The sequence below is a fragment of the Embleya sp. NPDC020630 genome (assembly GCF_044334985.1).
Lineage (GTDB): Bacteria > Actinomycetota > Actinomycetes > Streptomycetales > Streptomycetaceae > Embleya.
The window spans coordinates 806,118-825,810 of the sequence record NZ_JBIRUB010000002.1; the positions used below are offsets into that span (position 1 = coordinate 806,118).

General features: G+C 71.1%; 17 protein-coding genes. 11 read left to right on the forward strand and 6 right to left on the reverse strand.

Annotation, left to right across the window (positions count from 1 at the left end; genetic code table 11):
- Positions 1 to 86: 86 nt before the first annotated feature.
- From ACH4XV_RS09705 to ACH4XV_RS09725, 5 genes are all read right to left on the reverse strand, one after another.
- A complete protein-coding gene (locus ACH4XV_RS09705; protein ID WP_395788068.1) occupies positions 87 to 1,688 on the reverse strand; it encodes an ABC transporter substrate-binding protein in 1,602 nt (533 codons plus the stop codon).
- Between the two features lie 211 nt (positions 1,689 to 1,899).
- Positions 1,900 to 3,021 (reverse strand): ABC transporter ATP-binding protein, encoded by a 1,122-nt coding sequence (locus tag ACH4XV_RS09710; protein WP_395788070.1) that lies wholly within the window; start codon positions 3,019 to 3,021, stop codon positions 1,900 to 1,902.
- The gene (locus ACH4XV_RS09715; RefSeq protein ID WP_395788670.1) at positions 3,018 to 4,106 is read right to left on the reverse strand and encodes an ABC transporter ATP-binding protein; all 1,089 of its coding nucleotides are present in this window, start codon (positions 4,104 to 4,106) and stop codon (positions 3,018 to 3,020) included. Before ACH4XV_RS09715 ends, ACH4XV_RS09710 begins: the two co-directional genes overlap by 4 nt.
- A 127-nt stretch (positions 4,107 to 4,233) precedes the next feature.
- Positions 4,234 to 5,136 carry an ABC transporter permease gene (locus tag ACH4XV_RS09720; RefSeq protein ID WP_395788072.1) on the reverse strand — a complete coding sequence of 301 codons (903 nt, stop codon included), beginning with the start codon at positions 5,134 to 5,136 and terminating at the stop codon, positions 4,234 to 4,236.
- On the reverse strand, positions 5,133 to 6,083 hold the full coding sequence (locus ACH4XV_RS09725) for an ABC transporter permease (protein WP_126642836.1): 951 nt from the start codon (positions 6,081 to 6,083) through the stop codon (positions 5,133 to 5,135). The genes ACH4XV_RS09720 and ACH4XV_RS09725 overlap by 4 nt, the downstream gene beginning before the upstream one ends.
- 578 nt (positions 6,084 to 6,661) lie before the next feature.
- Between ACH4XV_RS09725 and ACH4XV_RS09730 the strand changes: the two genes are divergently transcribed.
- From ACH4XV_RS09730 to ACH4XV_RS09755, 6 genes are all read left to right on the forward strand, one after another.
- Complete coding sequence (locus tag ACH4XV_RS09730) at positions 6,662 to 7,975, forward strand: ammonium transporter (protein ID WP_395788074.1); 1,314 nt, start codon at positions 6,662 to 6,664, stop codon at positions 7,973 to 7,975.
- A complete protein-coding gene (locus ACH4XV_RS09735; RefSeq protein ID WP_395788076.1) occupies positions 7,972 to 8,310 on the forward strand; it encodes a P-II family nitrogen regulator in 339 nt (112 codons plus the stop codon). Before ACH4XV_RS09730 ends, ACH4XV_RS09735 begins: the two co-directional genes overlap by 4 nt.
- A gap of 115 nt (positions 8,311 to 8,425) precedes the next feature.
- Entirely contained in the window at positions 8,426 to 10,777 is a 2,352-nt protein-coding gene (locus tag ACH4XV_RS09740) for a [protein-PII] uridylyltransferase (protein ID WP_395788078.1), read from the forward strand.
- Positions 10,778 to 10,890: 113 nt separating this feature from the next.
- Positions 10,891 to 12,459 carry a signal recognition particle protein gene (ffh, locus tag ACH4XV_RS09745; protein ID WP_395788080.1) on the forward strand — a complete coding sequence of 523 codons (1,569 nt, stop codon included), beginning with the start codon at positions 10,891 to 10,893 and terminating at the stop codon, positions 12,457 to 12,459.
- 107 nt (positions 12,460 to 12,566) lie between these two features.
- Positions 12,567 to 13,130 (forward strand): GNAT family N-acetyltransferase, encoded by a 564-nt coding sequence (locus ACH4XV_RS09750; RefSeq protein ID WP_395788082.1) that lies wholly within the window; start codon positions 12,567 to 12,569, stop codon positions 13,128 to 13,130.
- 26 nt (positions 13,131 to 13,156) lie between these two features.
- Complete coding sequence (locus ACH4XV_RS09755) at positions 13,157 to 14,875, forward strand: alkyl sulfatase dimerization domain-containing protein (protein ID WP_395788084.1); 1,719 nt, start codon at positions 13,157 to 13,159, stop codon at positions 14,873 to 14,875.
- Positions 14,876 to 14,941: 66 nt separating this feature from the next.
- On the opposite strand, the gene ACH4XV_RS09760 is transcribed toward ACH4XV_RS09755, so the two are convergent.
- Positions 14,942 to 16,648: a proline--tRNA ligase gene (locus tag ACH4XV_RS09760; protein WP_395788086.1), complete on the reverse strand. Its 1,707-nt coding sequence runs from the start codon at positions 16,646 to 16,648 to the stop codon at positions 14,942 to 14,944.
- A gap of 267 nt (positions 16,649 to 16,915) precedes the next feature.
- Between ACH4XV_RS09760 and rpsP the strand changes: the two genes are divergently transcribed.
- The 5 genes from rpsP to rplS all read left to right on the forward strand — a co-directional run bounded on the left by rpsP (position 16,916) and on the right by rplS (position 19,669).
- Positions 16,916 to 17,383, forward strand: coding sequence for a 30S ribosomal protein S16 (gene rpsP, locus ACH4XV_RS09765; protein WP_078975239.1), 468 nt, complete (start codon positions 16,916 to 16,918; stop codon positions 17,381 to 17,383).
- Positions 17,384 to 17,385: 2 nt separating this feature from the next.
- Complete coding sequence (locus ACH4XV_RS09770; protein WP_020553237.1) at positions 17,386 to 17,625, forward strand: RNA-binding protein; 240 nt, start codon at positions 17,386 to 17,388, stop codon at positions 17,623 to 17,625.
- Positions 17,626 to 17,770: 145 nt separating this feature from the next.
- The gene (gene rimM / locus ACH4XV_RS09775; protein ID WP_395788088.1) at positions 17,771 to 18,340 is read left to right on the forward strand and encodes a ribosome maturation factor RimM; all 570 of its coding nucleotides are present in this window, start codon (positions 17,771 to 17,773) and stop codon (positions 18,338 to 18,340) included.
- A complete protein-coding gene (gene trmD, locus ACH4XV_RS09780; protein ID WP_379995290.1) occupies positions 18,337 to 19,155 on the forward strand; it encodes a tRNA (guanosine(37)-N1)-methyltransferase TrmD in 819 nt (272 codons plus the stop codon). Before rimM ends, trmD begins: the two co-directional genes overlap by 4 nt.
- 154 nt (positions 19,156 to 19,309) lie before the next feature.
- The gene (gene rplS / locus ACH4XV_RS09785; protein ID WP_078975236.1) at positions 19,310 to 19,669 is read left to right on the forward strand and encodes a 50S ribosomal protein L19; all 360 of its coding nucleotides are present in this window, start codon (positions 19,310 to 19,312) and stop codon (positions 19,667 to 19,669) included.
- Positions 19,670 to 19,693 lie beyond the last annotated feature (24 nt).

Sequence of the window (19,693 nt, forward strand, 5' to 3'; positions counted from 1 at the left end):
GACTGGTAAGGGCGCCGTCCCTTTCTACTGCCTTCCGGCGAACGGGTCCATCAAGATCGGGTCACCGTTGTACTTCTGATGACCAGTCAGCCCTTTTTGCCGAGCCGGTCGAACAGGAAGATGCCGTCGTTGCACAGCTGCACGCCGGTGACCCCGGAGTGGAACACGCCCGCGACCACGGCCTCCTGGTAGACCCACAGCGGCATGTCGCGGTCCAACTGCAGCTGGAGCTGGGTGTAGGCGGCGCGCCGGCGGGAGGGGTCGGTGGTGTTGCGCGCGTCGTCGAGCGCGCGGTCCACCGCGTCGTCGCCGTAGAAGCAGCAGTTGCTCGGGCTGCCGCGGTGCAGGTACTGGTAGACCACCGGCTCCGGGTCGTCGGCGAGGAGTTGGCTGACCTTGACGTCGAACGCGTCGGCCAGATTCGATCGTTTGACGAACTCGGAGAGGTCGGCGGTCTCCACGTCGAGGGTGACACCGGGGAACTTCTCCAGCGTCTCCTTCATGTAGCGGCCGAGTTCGTCGATCGCGGCGCTCTTGGGCGCGATGAACTTGATCCGCATCGGCTTGGCGCCCTTGTCGGTCACCTTGGCGAACAGCTCGGCCGCCTGCTGCGGCTTGTTCTCCGGTGCCGACAACTGCGGATTGGCCAGCGCCGTGGACTGGTTGAAGATGCCGCGGGCCGGGGTGCCGGCGCCGCCGAACACGCGCCGGTTGATCTCCTCGCTGCTCAGCGCCAGCACGATCGCGCGCCGCACGTCCGGGTTGGCGGTCGGGCCGCCGGAGGTGTCGAAGCTGAGCAACTGCCCGCCGGACAGTGCCAGGGTCTCGACCCCGACCCCGGCCGCGCGAGCCGCCTTGAGGGTGAACGCGTCGCTGACGTTGGCGACGTCGGCCCGGCCCTTCTTCACCCGGTCGACCGCCGCGGTGCCGCTGGACTCGTAGCGGAACGTGATGGAGTCCAGATACGGCTTGGCCGGACCCTGCCAGTAGGTCGGGTTCTTCACCAGGGTCAGGTGGTCGCCCTTGACCCAGCCGCCCGGGGCCAGCATGAACGGACCGGCGCCGACCGGGTGTTCGGCCAGCTTGTCGACGCCCTCGGCGATCGCCTTGGGCGAGGCGATGAAGGACAGGCTGCGCGCGACCAGGCGGTCGAAGTTGCCGTTCGGCTTGTCCAGGATGATCCGCAGCTCCAGCGCGTCCGCGCCGATCTGGCTCTTCATCCCCACGGTGGCGTCGCGCTGGCGGGAGTTGGTGGTGGGGACCGCGTGCGTGTCCCAGTTGATCTTGACCGCCGCGGCGTCGAAGACGGTGCCGTCGGTGAACTTCAGATTGGGCCGCATGCGCAGGCTCCAGATCTTGTTCCCGCCGCCCTCCACCGGGTTCAGGCTCTCCGCCAACTGCGGCTGTACGGAGCCGGTGACCGGGTTCGTCCACAGCAGGCTGTCGTACAGCGCCGCCATCCGGTTGCCGTCGGCCTGCGCGGCGTAGGAGGGCAGGAAGGGGTCCAGGCTGCGCGCGTCGGAGGTGGCCAGGATGTCCAGCGAGCCGCCGGCCCGGGGCGTGCCCACCGCGCTGGGCGGCTCACCGGAGTCGGAGCCGCAGCCGGCCGCGGCCAGCAGGCCGATCACCGCGACGACGGCGGCGGCGCGGCGGCGGGCCCGAAGGGCGAAAGGTCGTGCGTGTGCCACAGAAAACGTCCTCAAGCGTGGAGCAGGCCGGCCGGAGGCCGGTTGCCGCGCGAACAGCGCGGTCAGCGCCGTGAGGCTATAGCTCGACACGTGTCGCATCGAGGGCGGGATGCCCGATTCGGGCCTCGATCGACCGGCCCGGACACGGCCGTGTACGCACAGCGACGCGGTACGGCCGGTCGTGGGCCGTACCGCGTCGGACGAGAGTGCGTCAGTCCTGCTTCGGGGCCTCGGAACCGGGCTCCGCGGCCGGTTCGGCGTCCGCGGCCTCGGCCTTCGGCGCGCCGGTGGTCGCCTCGTCGGCGAACACCGCCGCCTCGCCCACCAGCGGGAAGTGACACGCGACCCGGTGCCCCGGCGCGATCTCGCGCAGCGTGGGCACATGCGCGGCGCACTGCGCGCGGGCGATCGGGCAGCGGGTGCGGAACCGGCACCCGCTGGGCGGGTTCATCGGCGAGGGGATCTCGCCGCCGAGCGCGGGACCGGACGGGGCGGCGGCCGGGTCGGGTGCGGGTACCGCGTCCAGCAGGGCCCGGGTGTACGGGTGCGCGGGCGTGTCGTAGATCGCCGCGGTGTCCCCGGTCTCGGCGATGGTGCCCAGGTACATCACCGCGACGTCGTCGCTGATGTTGCGCACCACCGCGAGGTCGTGCGCGACGAAGATCATCGACACGCCGGTGCGGTGCTTCATCTCGTCGAGCAGGTCCAGCACCTGCGCCTGTACCGACACGTCGAGCGACGCCACCGGTTCGTCGCAGATCAGCAGGTCGGGGTCGACGACCATGGCCCGGGCGATGGCGATCCGCTGGCACTGGCCGCCGGAGAACTGGTGCGGCCGGCGATCGGAGACCAGCTCCGGGTCCAGCCCCACCTGGCGCAGTACCGCCTCCACGCGCGGGCGGATCTGCTCGGCGGGCAGGCCGGAGATGACCAGGCCCTCGGCGACGATGTCGAAGATCTTCCGGCGCGGGTTCAGCGCCGAGATGGGGTCCTGGAACACCATCTGGATGCGCCGGCGCATGGTGCGCAGGCCCGCCTTGGGCAGCGTGGTCAGCTCCTGCCCGTCGAACCGCACCGAGCCCTCGGACGGCTTGGTCAGCTGCAGGATCGCGCGGGCGAGGGTGGACTTGCCGCAGCCGGATTCGCCGACCAGGCCGAGGGTGCGGCCGCGGCCGAGTTCGAAGCTGACCCCGGCGACCGCGTTCATCATCCCGCCGGGCACCCGGAAACGCTGGACCAGGTCGGTGACCGTGAGCAGCGGGTCGGTACCCGTGGCGGCCGCGGGCTTGTCGTCGAGGGCGAGCGCGCCCGGCGCGGTGTCGTCGGCCGTCATGCGGGGGTCTCCTTCATCAGGGACGGCTTCTCGTCGGCGCCGGTGCCCGAGGCGGCGTCGGCGGCGCCGTCGGCCGGCGCGTCGGTGCCGACCGGGTGGTGGCAGGCGAACCGGTGCGTGCCCAAGTCCTCGCCCAGCTCGGGGCGTTGCGCGCGGCACAGGTCGTCGGCCGCGCCGCAGCGGGCCGCGAACGCGCACCCGGAGGCGAGCGTGATCAGGTCGGGCGGGCTGCCCGGGATCGCGCGCGGCCGCTGGTCCCGCGGTACGTCCAGGCGCGGTACGGCGCCGAGCAGGGCCTCGGTGTAGCGGTGCCGGCGATGCGCGAACAGGTCGGCGGTGGGCGAGTGTTCGACCATCCGACCGGCGTACATCACGGCGATCTGGTCGGTGCGTCCGGCCACCACGCCCAGGTCGTGGCTGACCAGGATCATGCCCATGCCGCGTTCGGCCTGGATCTCCTGGAGCAGGTCGAGGATCTGCCGCTGCACGGTCACATCGAGCGCGGTGGTGGCCTCGTCCGCGATCAGCACGTCGGGGTCGCAGGCGAGCGCCATCGCGATGGTCACCCGCTGGCGCATGCCGCCGGAGAGCTGGTGCGGGTATTGCCGGGAGCGCTTGAGCGGTTCGGGGATGCCGACCAGCGTGAGCAGTTCGATCGCCCGCTCGCCGGCCTCCTTCTTGCCCAGGCCCAGGTGCAGCCGCATCGACTCGGTGAGCTGGCGGTCGATCCGCAACACCGGGTTGAGCGAGGTCATCGGGTCCTGGAAGACCATCGCGATCCGGTTGCCCCAGATCTTCCGGGCCTCCTTGCGCGGCACCCCGACCAGTTCGCGTCCGTCCAGGCGCACGCTGCCCCGGATGTTGGCGATCGAGGGGCAGATGCCCATCAGCGAGCGGACCAGCATCGACTTGCCCGAGCCGGACTCGCCGACCAGGCCCAGGGTTTCGCCGCGTTCGATGGCGAAGGACACGCCGTCCACGGCCTTGAGCAGGCCGCGCGGGGTGTCCAGGTGCACCCGCAGGTCCTCGGCCCGCAGCAGGGGTTCGTCCGGCGTGGGCGAGCCGGTCGTGGTCGGCTCCGCCATGGTCACCACGCCACCTTCGTGCCGCGCGGCCGTTGGATCCCATTCATGAGAGCGGTCCCGTCTGTGTGATGGGGTCGAAGCAGGGCGCCGGCGACGGCCGTTCGGGGGGCCGTCGCCGGTGCCGCGGCTACAGCTTGGTGTCGCGGACGTCGAACTTCGCGCGCAGCCGGTCGCCGATGACGTTGAGCGAGAAGACGGTCAGGAACAACACGGCGCAGGGCACGAACACCTGGGACGGATACAGCGACAGATCGTCCTTCGCGGAGTTGATCATGCCGCCCCAACTGGGCATCGGCGGCGGGATGCTGAGCCCGAGGAAGGACAGCGAGCCCTCCGCGACGATCAGCACGGCCATCACGATCACCGAGTAGGACATCACCGCGGGGAAGGTGTTGGGCAGCAGTTCCTTGAAGATGATCCGGCCCGGACCCGCGCCCATCGCCTTGGCCACCGTGACGTATTCGCGGTTGGACTGGGCGATCGCGCTCGCCTTGGTCAGCCGGGTGAAGCCGGGGATGGTGAGCACGGCGAGCCCCGCGGTGATGCTGGTCTGCGACGGCTCGTACACGGAGGACAGCGCGAGCAGCAGGATCAGCGGCGGGAAGGCGAGCAGCGCGTCGGAGAACAGGTCGATGATCATCTCGGTGACGCCGCGGAAGTAGGCGGCGACCAGGCCGAGCAGGCCGCCGACGAGCACGCCGACCACGACCGACACCAGCGCGACGATCATCGACACGCGCGCGCCGAAGGCCAGCCGGGTCAGGTGGCTGCGGCCGAGGCCGTCGGTGCCCAGGAACTCCGGCCAACTGGAGAACGGTGCCTGCTTGGCCTCGCCGAACGCCTTGTCGTACCCGTGCGGGAAGACGCCGGAGGCGACCAGGCTGAGCAGCGCGCCGAGCAGGACGACGGCCATCCACGCGATGGCGAACCAGAGCAGGAAGCTGGGCCGCTTGCGCGCCTTGCCGCTCTTGGCGGCGGCCACCGTCGCGGGGGTCTCGCCGACGGCGGGGGCGGTTTCGAGTGTGCTCATCGGGCCCTCACTCTCGGGTCGATGAGGGAGTAGCCGATGTCCACGAGCGTATTGAGCAGCACGTAGATCAGCGCGATGACCACGACCGTGCCCTGCACGACGGGGATGTCCTTGCCGTTGATCGCCTGGTACATGCCCTGTCCGAGGCCGGGGATGGCGAAGTAGGACTCGACGATGACGGTGCCGCCGATCAACCGGCCCAGGGTCAGCCCCGAGACGGTCAGCAGCGAGAACGACGAGGGCCGCAACGCGTGCCGGAAGAGCACGTACGGCGTGGACAGGCCCTTGGAGCGCGCGGTGAGGATGAAGTCCTCCTGCAGCGTGGCCAGCATGTCGCTGCGCAACAGGCGCTGGAACTGCGGGATCTCGGCGAGTGCGAGGGCGAGCGCGGGCAGGAACGCGAACTCGATGTTCTTGGCGAAGTCGACCGAGATGTACTCCCATCCGGTCGGCTTGAACGCGAGCATCATCTTCGGGTTGGCGAAGAAGTAGACGAGGATGAACACGCTCACGAAGGTGGGGATGGACAGCAGCCCGGAGGAGACGCCGCCGATCACGCGGTCCACCCGGCCGCCGGCCTTGGCGGCCGTCCACACACCCAGCGGCACGGCCACGATCAGGGCCATGAGCAGGGCGAAGACGGCGAGTTCCAGGGTCACCGGGAAACGTTCGGCGATGCCGTCCATCACGGAGGTCCGGGTCTTCAGGGACTCCCCGAGGTCGCCGGTGAGCGCATTGCCCACCCAGGTCACGTATCGGACGGGCAGCGACTTGTCGTACCCGAACTCGTGCTCCAGGTCCTTCAGGTCCTGCGGCGTGGAACCGGGGCCGAGCATCTGGGCGACCGGTGAACCGTCCACCAGGTCGGGCAGGGCCGTGGTCGCGAAGGTGACCAGGAACAGCACCGGAATCAGGGCCAGCAACTTGCGACCGAGCAGGCGCAACACGACGGTGTCACCCCCTCTCGCTGGTCTGGTCGGTTGACGAGGTCTGTTGAACATTCCGTGCGGTGGTACACCCGCGCCGAGGCGACGAGGCCCGGGTCGGCCGGATCACCGGTGGTGACACGTGCCTTGACGGGTCGTCAGTTAAGCGCGGTGATTAATTACGGCAGTGGGCGCGATCAATGTCAATGGATTCATCGCAACCGTTAGCGGGTCGAAAACGTCCGTCGCGAGCCGGTGCGCCGCCGGCCGTCGGCACGTGTCGACCTGCGGGAACAAGGTGTGGAGAGCAGCTAACTGACGGTGCGTCAGATGTCGTCGACGGGCCGTGTGCGGGACGCGTTCCGCTCACCCCGCGGACACCCCTCGGACACTCCCGGCGACCGGCCGGGACGGTCTCGGTGACCGGTGGGATCCGGCCGTTCGCAGGCGTGAGCGGACGTTCATCCGCCCGAAACACTCGTGCGGCAAGCGTCACGTCGGCGAAACACGGGGCGCCACGGCGTGAAACCTCACACCCCGAAGCTCCTTCCCATGAGCTCCCGGAGGTCGGCCGGGGCCACGGAGAAGAGAGGCAGAGTATGGACACGGGTAACACCGCATTCGTACTCCTGAGCGCCGCACTGGTGATGCTCATGACGCCCGGGCTGGCGTTCTTCTACGGCGGCATGGTCCGCGTGAAGAGCGTCCTGAACATGTTGATGATGAGCTTCATCTGCCTGGCTGTCGTGACGGTGCTGTGGGTGCTCTACGGGTTTTCCATGACGTTCTCCACGGACGCCTTCGGCGGCCTTGTGGGCAACCTGGACTGGTACGGCATGCGCGACATCGGAGTCGCGGAACTGTGGGACGGCTACACGATCCCGGTCACGGTGTTCGCGGCCTTCCAGCTGATGTTCGCGATCATCACCCCCGCGCTGATCAGCGGCGCCGTCGCGGACCGCACCAAGTTCACCGCCTGGGCCCTGTTCGTCGCGTTCTGGGTCACCCTGGTCTACTTCCCCGTCGCGCACTGGGTCTGGGCCGCGGACGGCTGGTTGTTCGAGAAGGGCGTGATCGACTTCGCCGGCGGCACCGCCGTGCACATCAACGCGGGCATCGCGGCACTGGCCCTGGTCCTGGTGATCGGCAAGCGGGTCGGCTTCAAGCGCGACCCGATGCGCCCGCACAACCTGCCGCTGGTGATGATCGGCGCCGGGCTGCTGTGGTTCGGCTGGTTCGGCTTCAACGCCGGCTCCTGGCTGGCCGCCGACGGCGTCACCGGACGGGCCCTGATCAACACCCAGATCGCCACCGCCGCGGCGATGCTCGGCTGGCTGTTCCTGGAGAAGATCCGCGACGGACACCTGACCACCCTCGGCGCCGCCTCCGGCGCGGTGGCCGGCCTGGTCGCGATCACCCCCGCGTGCGGCGCGCTCAGCCCGCTCGGCTCGATCGCGCTCGGCGTGGTCGCGGGCGCGGTCTGCGCGTGGGCGGTGGGCCTGAAGTACCGGCTCGGCTACGACGATTCGCTCGACGTGGTCGGCGTGCACCTGGTCGGCGGCATCATCGGCTCGCTCGCCCCCGGCCTGCTGGCCACCGGTCACGTCCAGAGCGACGCGAAGGGCCTGTTCTACGGTGGGGGCTTCGACCAGTTGGGCAAGCAGCTGATCGGCGTCGGTGCCGTCCTCGGTTACTCCTTCGTGGTCACGTACATCCTGGGCACGGTCATTCACAAGACCATCGGCTTCCGGGTGTCCGAGGACGACGAGGTGGCCGGCATCGACCGGGTCGAGCACGCCGAGACCGGGTACGACTTCGCCGCTCTCGGCGGTTCCACCCGACCGACGGCGGGCATCGGCACCGCTACGGGCGCGGGTGCCGCGGCACCCGCCGACACGAAGGTGGATGCGTGAAGCTCATCACGGCGGTGATCAAGCCGCACCGGCTCGACGACGTCAAGAACGCCCTCCAGGCGTTCGGCGTGCACGGCCTCACCGTGACCGAGGCGAGCGGCTACGGCCGGCAGCGCGGCCACACCGAGGTCTACCGGGGCGCCGAGTACCAGGTCGACCTCGTGCCCAAGGTCCGCATCGAGGTGCTCGCCGACGACGAGGACGCCGAGGAACTGCTCGAAGTCCTGGTCAAGGCCGCCCGCACCGGCAAGATCGGCGACGGCAAGGCCTGGATCGTCCCCGTGGACAGCGTGGTCCGGGTCCGCACCGGCGAACGCGGCGCGGAAGCCCTGTAGGACCCGATGGCCGGTCCCGCCCCGAAGCGCGTGTTCGGGGACGGGTCCGGCCATCGGCCTTTTCGGGTCGAGCGCGCGGCGCGCGCCGATGCCCGTGAACGAGGGAGCAGTCACCATGGAACCGACCGCCGGCTCGCGCTACACCCGGGCCCGGGACGACCTCCTGGCCGATCCGGCCGGGCCCGCCGGCGCCGCCCGCCGACAGGCGCTCTGCGCGCTGACCGACCGCTGGCTGACCGAATTGTTCACCGCCGCCGGCGCCCCGCCGCGAGGCGTGGCCCTGGTCGCCGTCGGCGGCTACGGCCGCCGGGAGCTGTCCCCGGGCAGCGACCTCGACGTGGTCCTGCTGCACGACGGCCGCGCCGGCGTCGCCGAACTCGCCGAGGCGATCTGGTACCCGGTCTGGGACGCGGGCATCGCCCTCGACCACTCGGTGCGCACCCCCGACGAGGCCCGCCGGGCCGCCGCCGACGACCTGCGGGTCCAGACCGGCCTGCTCGACATCCGGCACATCGCCGGCGACCCCGAGCCGACCGCCGCGCTGCGCACGTCGATGTTCACCGCGTGGCGCGCCGCAGCGGTCAAGCGGCTGCCCGAACTGCACCGGGCCGGCCGCGAGCGCGCGGAACGCCACGGCGAGGTCGCCTTCCTGCTCGAACCCGACCTCAAGGAGGCTCGCGGCGGTCTGCGCGACGCCACCGCCCTGCGTGCGATCTCCGCCTCCTGGATCGCGGACGCCCCGCACGAGGAGGTGGACGCCGCCCGCGCCACCTTGCTCGACGTGCGCGACGCGCTGCACCTGGTCACCGGGCGCGGCGCGGACCGGCTGCTGCTCCAGGAACAGGACGCGGTGGCCCGCCGGCTCGGCCTGCTCGACGCGGACACCCTGCTTCGCCGGGTCTCCGAGGCGGCCCGGGCGCTGGCCTACGCCGGCGACGTGACCTGGCGCGAGGTCTCCCGGGTGCTGGCCGCGCGCGAGGCGGGCGCGGGGCTGCGCCGGTTGCGGTGGGCGCAGCCCCGCGCGAACGGAGCGTCCGCCCGTACGCCGCTGGCCGAGGGCGTGGTCGAGCACGCCGGCGAGGTGGTGCTCGCCCAGGCCGCCCGGCCCGCCCGGGATCCGGTCCTGCTGCTGCGCGCCGCGGCCGCCGCGGCCCGGGCCGGATTGCCCCTGTCGCGGCACACCGTGGACCGGCTGGCGAACGAGTGCCCGCCGCCGAGCGATCCGTGGCCGGCCGACGCGCGCGAGGCGTTCGTGGCGCTGATCGGCGCCGGGCGCGACGTGCTGCCGGTGTGGGAGGCGCTGGAATCGCGGCGGCTGATCACCCGGTTGTTGCCGGACTGGGAGCGGGTGCGCTGCCGGCCGCAGCGCAACGCCGTCCACCGCTTCACCGTCGACCGGCACCTGATCGAGACCGCGGTCGAGGCCGCCGCGCACACCCGCCGGGTGGCCCGGCCCGACCTGCTCCTGGTCGCCGCGCTGCTGCACGACATCGGCAAGGGCTGGCCCGGCGACCACAGCGTCAGCGGCGAGGTGATCGCGCGCGAGGCGGCCACGCGGATGGGCTTCGCCAAGGACGACGTGGACGTGATCGGCACGCTGGTGCGCCGACACCTGCTCCTGGTGGACACCGCGACCCGGCGCGACCTGGACGACCCGACCACCGTGGCGGCGTTCGCCGAGGCGGTGGGCAGCGTGGAAACCCTCGAACTGCTCCACGCGCTCACCGAGGCCGACGCCGCCGCCACCGGACCCGCCGCGTGGAGCGACTGGCGGGACGCCCTGGTCCGGGACCTCGTCGCCCGGACCAGGGCGGTGTTCGCCGGCCGCCCCGCGCCGGCGGCGCTCGCGCTGCCGGCCGAGCGCATCGTGCTCGCCGAGGTGTCCGGCGACCTGCCGGTGGTGCGCCTGGAGCCGCTGCCGTTCGGCGCCGAGGTGACCATCGCCGCCGCCGACCGGGTCGGCCTGCTGGCGCTGGCGGCGGGCGTGCTCGCGCTGCACCGGCTCACCGTGCGCTCGGCCGCGATCGACGTGGTCGACGCGCTCGGCGTCACGATATGGACGGTGGAGACCGAGTTCGGCCGGCTGCCCGACCCGGCGGCGCTGCGCGAGGACTTGCGCAAGGCCCTGGACGGCGGCCTCGACGTGGCCGCCCGGCTGGCCAAACGCGAGGCCGCCTACCCGCCCCGGCGCGGCGCCCCGCGCGCCCCCGCCCGGGTCGAGGTGATCCCCGACGCGTCCGCGACCGCGACGGTCCTGGAGGTACGCGCGCCCGACAGCCCCGGCCTGCTGCACCGCATCGGCCAAACCCTCGCGGACGCGCACGTCAGCGTCCGGCAGGCCCGGGTGGGCACCCACGGCGCGGACGCGGTGGACGCCTTCTACGTGGTCGCTCCCGACGGCGCGCCCCTGACCGCCGCCGAGGCCCGCGGCCTGGCCAGGACCCTGGAGAAGGCGCTGGCGCCGTGACCGGTCGGGCCCGCCGCCGGCGGAACCGGGACGCGTGCCCCCGTCACGACCGCTCGGTGGGCGGTTAGGCTGGGCCCGACACCACCCGTATCTGACGAAGGACCTCTGCCGACGTGTTCGACACTCTCTCCGACCGCCTCGCAGCGACCTTCAAGAACCTTCGCGGCAAGGGGCGGCTCTCCGAAGCCGACATCGACGCCACCGCCCGCGAGATTCGGGTCGCCCTCCTCGAGGCCGACGTGGCGCTCCCGGTGGTTCGCGAGTTCATCGCCCGGGTCAAGGAACGCGCCCGCGGCGCCGAGGTGTCGGGCGCGCTCAACCCGGCCCAGCAGATCGTCAAGATCGTCAACGAGGAACTGGTCGGGATCCTCGGCGGCGAGACCCGCCGGCTGCGCTTCGCCAAGACCGGCCCCACGGTGATCATGCTCGCCGGCCTCCAGGGCGCGGGCAAGACCACGCTCGCGGGCAAGCTGGGCAAGTGGCTCAAGGCGCAGAAGCACCAGCCGCTCCTGGTCGCCTGCGACCTCCAGCGCCCGAACGCGGTCAACCAGCTCTCCGTGGTCGCCGAGCGCGCGGGCGTCGCGGTCTACGCGCCCGAGCCCGGCAACGGCGTGGGCGACCCGGTCAAGGTGGCCCGCGACTCGATCGAGTTCGCCAAGACCAAGCAGTACGACGTGGTCGTCGTCGACACCGCCGGCCGGCTCGGCATCGACGCCGAGATGATGCAGCAGGCCGCCGACATCCGCGACGCGGTCAAGCCGGACGAGATCCTGTTCGTCGTCGACGCGATGATCGGCCAGGACGCGGTGGTCACCGCGCAGGCGTTCCTCGACGGCGTCGGCTTCGACGGCGTGGTGCTCTCCAAGCTCGACGGCGACGCGCGCGGTGGCGCGGCCCTGTCGGTCGCCTCGGTGACCGGCCGGCAGGTCATGTTCGCCTCCAGCGGGGAAAAGCTCGAGGACTTCGACGCGTTCCACCCCGACCGGATGGCCTCGCGCATCCTGGGCATGGGCGACATGCTCAGCCTGATCGAGATCGCCGAGGCCAAGTACGACCAGGACCTCGCGCTCAAGGCCGCGGAGAAGCTGCACGGCGGCGGCAACAACTTCACCCTGGAGGACTTCCTCCAGCAGATGGAGCAGGTCAAGAAGCTCGGCTCGATCTCGAAGCTGCTCGGCATGCTGCCCGGCATGGGCGCGATGAAGGACCAGATCGACAACATCGACGACCGCGACCTGGACCGGGTCGCGGCGATCATCAAGTCGATGACACCGGCCGAGCGGGCCGACGTGAAGATCCTCAACGGCTCGCGCCGGGCGCGCATCGCCAAGGGCGCCGGCACCGAGGTCAACGCGGTCAACAACCTGATCGAGCGGTTCGTCGAGGCCCGCAAGATGATGGGCCAGATGGCCAAGGGCGGCGGCATGCCGGGGATGCCCGGCATCCCGGGCATGGGCGGCGCCGGCAAGAAGAAGGGCAAGGCGCCCAAGCAGGCCAAGGGCAAGCGCCAGTCGGGCAACCCGATGAAGCGCAAGCAGGAGGCGGCGGCCGAGGCGGCCCGGCGCGAGGAGCGCGCCGCCAACCCGTTCGGGCTGCCGGCCGGAAACGGCGCGGGCGGCGGCGCGGCCGACTTCGAACTGCCCGACGAGTTCAAGAACTTCCTGCCCCCGGGGCAGAAGTAGCGGCGGGGTACAACAGGCGGGCGGGGACCGCGACGTGGGGGCACCACGTCGCGGCACACCCACGAGGTGCCGTCTCGACCCGCTCGGACGACGAGGCGAGGATGGAGATGACGGGGGCCATGGACCTGTACACCGTGCCCGGGTGCCGGGTGGGCGTGCGACCGCCGACCGCGGCCGACGCGGCAGCCTCCGCCGAGGCGATCCGCCGCTCCGAGCACATCTCCCACTGGAACCCGGCCGACCCGAACGACCTGCCGGACCTGATCCGCCGCCAGGGCGACACCTTCCGCACGTTTTTGGTGATCGACCTCGCCGAGCGCGGCCTGGCCGGCCGGATCAACGTCTCGAACATCGTGCGGGCGCGCTTTTGCAACGCGACGCTCGGCTACGACGCCTACACGCCCTACGCGGGCACCGGGCGGATGACCGAGGCGCTGGCCCTGGTGATCGATCGGGTGTTCGCCGCCGACGGCCTCGCGCTGCACCGCCTGGAGATCAACGTGCAGCCCGGCAACGACGCCTCGATCGCGCTCGCGCGCCGGATGGGCTTTCGCTACGAGGGCTTCACCCCGCGCATGTTGTTCCTCAACGACGCCTGGCGCGACCACGAGCGCTTCGCGCTGACCGCCGAGGAGTGGCCGGGCGCGGAGAAGACCATTCTTCCCTCGTAGGGCCGGACATGGCAGGCTGCCCGCCCATGACGTACGAGGTCGAGCCTGCCGTTCATCCAGAACTCGCCGCGCACACCGCGCACTTCGCCAAGCGCGTATACACCGTGGCGGGACACGTGCACGTCGCCGTGGGCTGGTCCTCGGCCAACGCCGCGGTGATCGAGGGCCCCGAGGGACTGGTGGTGGTCGACACCGGCAGCGGGGCGGACCTGGCCGCGGTGATCGAGGCCGAACTGCGACCGCAACTGCGCGACCCCCGGGCCCCGGTGCGGGCCGTGGTGGTCACCCACCACCACCCCGACCATGTGAACGGACTGAGCCACTGGGCCGCGACGCCCGACGTGGACGTGTACGCGCACCGGACCTTCCTGGCCGCGCTCACCGACCAGTCCGGGCCCACGCTGCACATCATGGGCCTGCGCTCGGTGTACTCGCTCGGCAACCTCCTCGGCCCCTCGGACACCGAGGGCGTCAACGACGCGGTCGGTCCGCACGCCGGGGTGGGCACGCCGTCGTTCGTGATGCCCACCGTGCTGGTGGGGGACGCGCTGGAGACCGAGGTCGCGGGGGTGCGGCTGCGGCTGTTCCACAACCCCGGCGAGACCGACGACGCGATCAGCGTGTACCTGCCGGACAGCGACGTGCTGCTGTGCGGCGACACCATCCAGGGACCGACCCTGCCCAACATCCACACCCTGCGCGGGTGCCGCTACCGCGACCCGATGCAGTGGGTGCGCAGCATCGACGCGCTGCGCGCACACGGGGCCGCGCACCTGATCCCCAGCCACGGCCAACCGGTGTCCGGGGCGGACCGGGTCGCTGAGGTGCTGGCCGTGGAGCGGGACTGCATCCAGTACATCCACGACCAGACCGTGCGCCGGATGAACGAGGGGCTGACCCCCGACGAGTTGGCCGAGACGATCGAGCTGCCCGAACACCTGGCCTCGTACGCGCCGTACGCGCGGGAGTACTACGGCACCGTCAAGCACACCGTGCGGCAGATCTTCTTCGGCTACCTCGGCTGGTTCGGCGGCGATCCGGTGGACCTGGATCCGCTGCCCCGGGCCGAGCACGCGCGCCGGACGGTGGCGCTGATGGGCGGCCGGGAGCGGGTGCTCGGCGCGGCGACCGAGGCATACGAGACGGGCGAGTACCAGTGGGCGGCCGAGCTGGCCACGCACCTGACCCGGATCGACCGCGAGGACACGGACGCGCGGGCGGTCAAGGCCGCCGCGTTTCGCCGACTCGGCTACGCCCAGCTCAACGTCAACTGGCGCAACTGGTACCTGACCAGCGCGGACGAGCTGGAGGACCGGATCCAGCCGATCCTGCCACTGATCAACTTCGCTGCGGTCTTCGCGCCCAGGGACCTGGTCGCCCGGATCCCGGCGGCCTGGCTGATCGAGCTGTACACCACCCGGCTGCGCGCGGAGGAGGCGCTTGAGGTGGACACCGTGCTCGGCTGGCGGGTGCTCGGCGGTGTGCACGGCGAGGAGGAGGTGGCGCTGCACATCCATCGCGGTGTGGCCCGCTTCCTGCGGGAGATCCCGGCGGACGCCGCCGTGGTCCTCGAACTGCCGCGCGAGACCGTGGAGTCGCTGCATCTGGGCCGGACCGATCTGCGCGGCGCGCTGGCCGGCGGGGACGCCCGGGCGATCCGGGGCGGTGCGGCGGAGGCGGCGGCCCTGCTCGACCTGTTCGACCCGCTCCAGCCGCGCAGGCCCACCGAGTTGACGCTGCGCTGACCCCCGCACGACGAGCGCCCCCGCCGAGTGTGTTCGGCGGGGGCGCCCAGGCCTTACGCGAGGGGGTCAGCTCGCGTCGAGGACCAGCTTGCGCACGTACTCGACCGCCTCGGCGACCGGGACCAGGGCCTTCTCGCCGCTCGCGCGCGAGACGATCTCCACGTTGCCCTCGGCCAGGCTGCGGGCGCCGACCGTCACCCGGAACGGGATGCCGACCAGCTCGATGTCCTTGAACTTCACCCCGGGGCGCTCGGCGCGGTCGTCCAGGATCGTGTCCACCCGCTGCCGCCCCAGTTCCGCGTAGATCTCCTCGGCGGTCGTGCGCGACTTCTCGTCGTCGACGTCGAGCAGCGCGACCGCGACCTCGAACGGCGCCACCGCGACCGGCCACACGATGCCGTTCTTGTCGTGGTGCGTCTCGACCATCGCGGCCATCGCGCGCTCGACACCGATGCCGTAGCTGCCCATGACCGGGGTGATCCGCTCGCCGTCCGCGCCGAGCACGTTCACCCCGAGCACATTGGTGTACTTGTCGCCGAGCTTGAAGATGTGGCCGATCTCGACCGTCTGCTCGACCTCCAGGCCGGTGCCGCACTTCGGGCACGGCTCGCCGGCCACCACCTCGCGCAGGTCCACCCAGCGACCCACCGTGATGTCCCGCTCGACGTCCACGCCGCGCACGTGCACCTTGTCCACGTTGGCGCCGGTGACCATGTCCCGACGGCCCCGCAGCGCCTCGTCGGCCAGGATCGGCAGGTCGGTCACGCCTACCGCGCCCAGGCTGCCCGGGTACGCGCCGAGCGCGGCCTTGATCTCGTCCGGCGTGGCCGGGCGCACGTCGTTGGAGCCGGTGGTGTCGATCAGCTTCTGCTCGACCAGCGCGTGATCCCCGCGCAGCAGGGCCAGCGTGAGCTGCCCGCCGACCATGTAGACCAGCGTCTTGATCTGCCGGTCGGCCGCGACGCCGTGTGCCCTGGTCAGGTTCTCGATGGTCTTGACGCCGGGGGTGTCGAACCGCTCCGGCGCGTCGAGCCCCGGGCCGTCCTCGATCGCCGCGAGCGTGGACGTGGCCTTCTCCACGTTGGCCGCGTAGCCGCAGTTCGGACAGTGCACGACGAGGTCCTCGCCGGCCGCCGACGGGCACATGAACTCGGTCGAGCCGCTGCCGCCCATGGTGCCGCTGGACGCCTGCACCGCGATCGCGGGGATGTTCAGCCGCTGGAAGATGCGGACGTACGCCTGCCGGTGCGCCTCGAACGAACGGTCCAGCCCCTCGGCGTCCAGGTCGAAGCTGTACGAGTCCTTCATGGTGAACTCGCGCACCCGGATCAGGCCGCTCTTGGGCCTCGGCTCGTCCCGGAACTTGGTCTGGAACTGGTACCAGGTCTGCGGCAGGTCGCGGTAGGAGCTGAGTTCGAGCGCGAGGGTCGTGAAGATCTCCTCGTGCGTCATGCCAAGCGCCAGGTCGGTGCCCTTGCGGTCCTTGAGCCGGAACATCTCGTCGCCCATGACCTCCCAGCGACCGCTCTTCTGCCAGATCTCGGCCGGATGCATCGTCGGCAGGATCATCTCCTGCGCGCCGATCCGGTCCATCTCCTCGCGGATGATGTGCACGACCTTCGCGCGCACCCGCACCGCGAGCGGCAGCAGCGAGTAGTGGCCGGCCATCAGCTGCCGGATGTAGCCCGCGCGCACGAGCAGACGGTGGCTGACCGCGTCGGCGTCGGCGGGGTCCTGACGGAGAGTGGGTACGTACAGTTCGGACCAACGCATGAGACCGTGGCGACCTAACGACTAGGGGGAAGGGCGTGCGACCTGCATTCTAAAAGCCGCGCGAGGCTCGACCACCCGGGTTTTCCCCCGGTCCTCGCCCCGGCTTTGGTCGGCGCCCGGAAGTCTGGCAGAATGGCGAGCTGAGTACCCGGGGCATTGCCGGACCCTCTCTCCGCATGCTTACCGTGTCCACGATCAGCCGAGCCTCATGTCCCCACGTGAACGCCGGCTGTTCACCCACGTCAAGATGCAGGAGACACCACTCTCGTGGCAGTCAAGATCAAGCTGAAGCGCCTGGGCAAGATCCGTTCGCCCCACTACCGCATCGTCGTCGCCGACGCCCGCACCAAGCGTGACGGTCGGGCGATCGAGGAGATCGGTATCTACCACCCGATGGAGAACCCCTCGCGTATCGAGGTCGACTCCGAGCGTGCGCTCTACTGGCTGGGCGTCGGCGCGCAGCCGACCGAGCCCGTCGCGCACATCCTCAAGCTGACCGGCGACTGGCAGAAGTACAAGGGCGAGCCGGCTCCGGCCCCGCTCCTGGTCGCCGCGGAGAAGGCCGACAAGAAGTCGCTCTTCGAGGCCGCCGCCCGCGAGGCGATGGACGAGCCCAAGGACGGCGCCACCACGCCGAAGGCCAAGAAGGAGAAGAAGGTCGAGGCCGCCGCCGAGACCGAGACTCCGGCCGCCGAGGGCGAAGCCGCCGCCGAGACCGCCGCTAACGAGGGCTGACCGTGCTCGAGGAAGCCCTCGAACACTTGGTCAAGGGCATCGTCGAGCATCCGGACGAGGTCAAGGTACGGGCGCGTAATCTTCGCCGCGGCCGCATTCTCGAGGTCCGGGTCCACCCCGAAGACCTCGGGAAGGTCATCGGGCGAGGTGGCCGCACCGCGCGTGCGCTGCGTACCGTCGTGACCGCGCTCGGCGGCCGGGGAGTCCGCGTCGACCTCGTCGACGTCGACCAGGTTCGCTGACGTACCCGGACATCACGTCCAACCGGGAGCTGCCCGGCGGAGTCATATCCGCCGGGCAGCTTCTTGGCATTTCCGGTGCTCGGCGGTCGGACCGTCGGGTCCGGTCGGTTTTCAGGGTTTCCAGGCAGAGATTGAGGAGTCGCAGGTGCAGCTTGTGGTCGGCCGTATCGGCAAGGCACACGGCATCAAGGGCCAGGTGACCGTCGAGGTCCGTACCGACGAGCCCGAACTGCGGCTCGCGCCCGGAGCGGTGCTGATGACCGACCCGCCGTCGGTCGGTCCGCTGACCATCGCCGACGGTCGGGTGCACAGCGGTCGACTGCTGCTGAGCATCGAGGGCGTGACCACCCGCAGCGGCGCCGAGGCGCTGCGCAACACGCTGCTGATCGCCGAGATCGACCCGGACGAACTCCCCGAGGACCCCGAGGAGTTCTACGACCACCAGCTGATCGGCCTGGATGTGGTCACCGCCGACGGCGAGGCGGTCGGCGAGATCACCGAGGTGGCCCACCTGCCCTCGCAGGACCTGCTCATGGTCCGCCGGGCGGACGGGCGCGAGGTGATGATCCCGTTCGTGCAGCAGATCGTCCCCGAGATCGACCTGGAGAACCAGCGCGCGGTGATCACCCCGCCGCCGGGCCTGCTCGACGCGGAGGACGCGGTGCTCGCGGTGCCGGACCCGGCGCGGGGCGACACGTCCGAGGACCCGTCGTGAGGATCGACGTCGTCACCATCTTTCCCGAATACCTGGCCCCGCTGGACGTCTCGCTGGTCGGCAAGGCGTGCGCCAAGGGCCTGTTGGACGTACACCTGCACCAGCTCCGGGACTGGACATACGACGTGCACAAGACCGTCGACGACACCCCGTACGGCGGCGGTCCCGGCATGGTGATGAAGCCCGAGCCGTGGGGGCTCGCGCTGGACGCCGTGCTGGAGCAGGGCGAGAGCGCGGCGGCCCCGGTGCCCCGGATGATCGTGCCCACGCCGTCGGGCCGGCCGTTCACCCAGGACCTCGCGGTCGAACTGGCCGAGGAGCCGTGGCTGCTGTTCGCGCCCGCCCGGTACGAGGGCATCGACCGGCGGGTCCTGGACGAGGCGGCGACCCGGATGCGGGTGGACGAGGTGTCCATCGGCGACTACGTGCTCGCGGGCGGCGAGGTGGCCGTGCTGGTCATCGTCGAGGCGGTGGCGCGGCTGCTCCCGGGAGTGCTGGGCAACGCGGAATCGCACCGGGACGACTCGTTCGCGCCGGGCGCGATGGCCAACCTCCTGGAGGGGCCGGTATATACCAAGCCCGCCGAGTGGCGCGGGCGCGAGGTGCCGCCGATCACGGTGTCCGGGAACCACGGCGCGATCGCCCGCTGGCGGCGGGACGAGGCGCTGCGCCGGACCTCGGCGCACCGGCCCGATCTGATCGGCCGGATCGATCCCGCGGCGGTGGACAAGAAGGACCGGGCGCTGCTCGCCGAGCTGGGCTGGGTCGAGCGGGACGGCCGGTTTCATCGGGCCGACCCACCTGTGGCAGACTGAGACGCTGTTGCCATGTCCCGATCCGGACCGGGTTCCCCGGGAGCCGGACGGCACCCCTGCCACAGGGGGAGCGCCATTCGGGACCGGCGACCCCCCTTTCGTAACCACGAATCCCCGTGGGTGACCTGTGGCACCCCCGAGAAAGCGACGCGAGATGAACAAGCTCGACCACATCGATGCCGCATCCCTGCGGGACGACGTCCCGGACTTCCGCCCCGGTGACACCCTCAAGGTGCACGTGCGCGTCATCGAAGGCAACAAGTCCCGCGTCCAGGTCTTCCAGGGCTTCGTGCTGCGTCGCCAGGGCGACGGCGTCCGCGAGACCTTCACGGTCCGCAAGGTCAGCTACGGCGTCGGCGTGGAGCGCACCTTCCCGGTGCACACCCCGGTGATCGAGAAGATCGAGCTGGTCACCCGCGGCGCCGTGCGTCGCGCGAAGCTCTACTACATGCGTGACCTGCGCGGCAAGGCCGCGAAGATCAAGGAGAAGCGCTCGGACCGTCCGACGCGCTGACCCGTGCGCCACACCCGGGGTGCC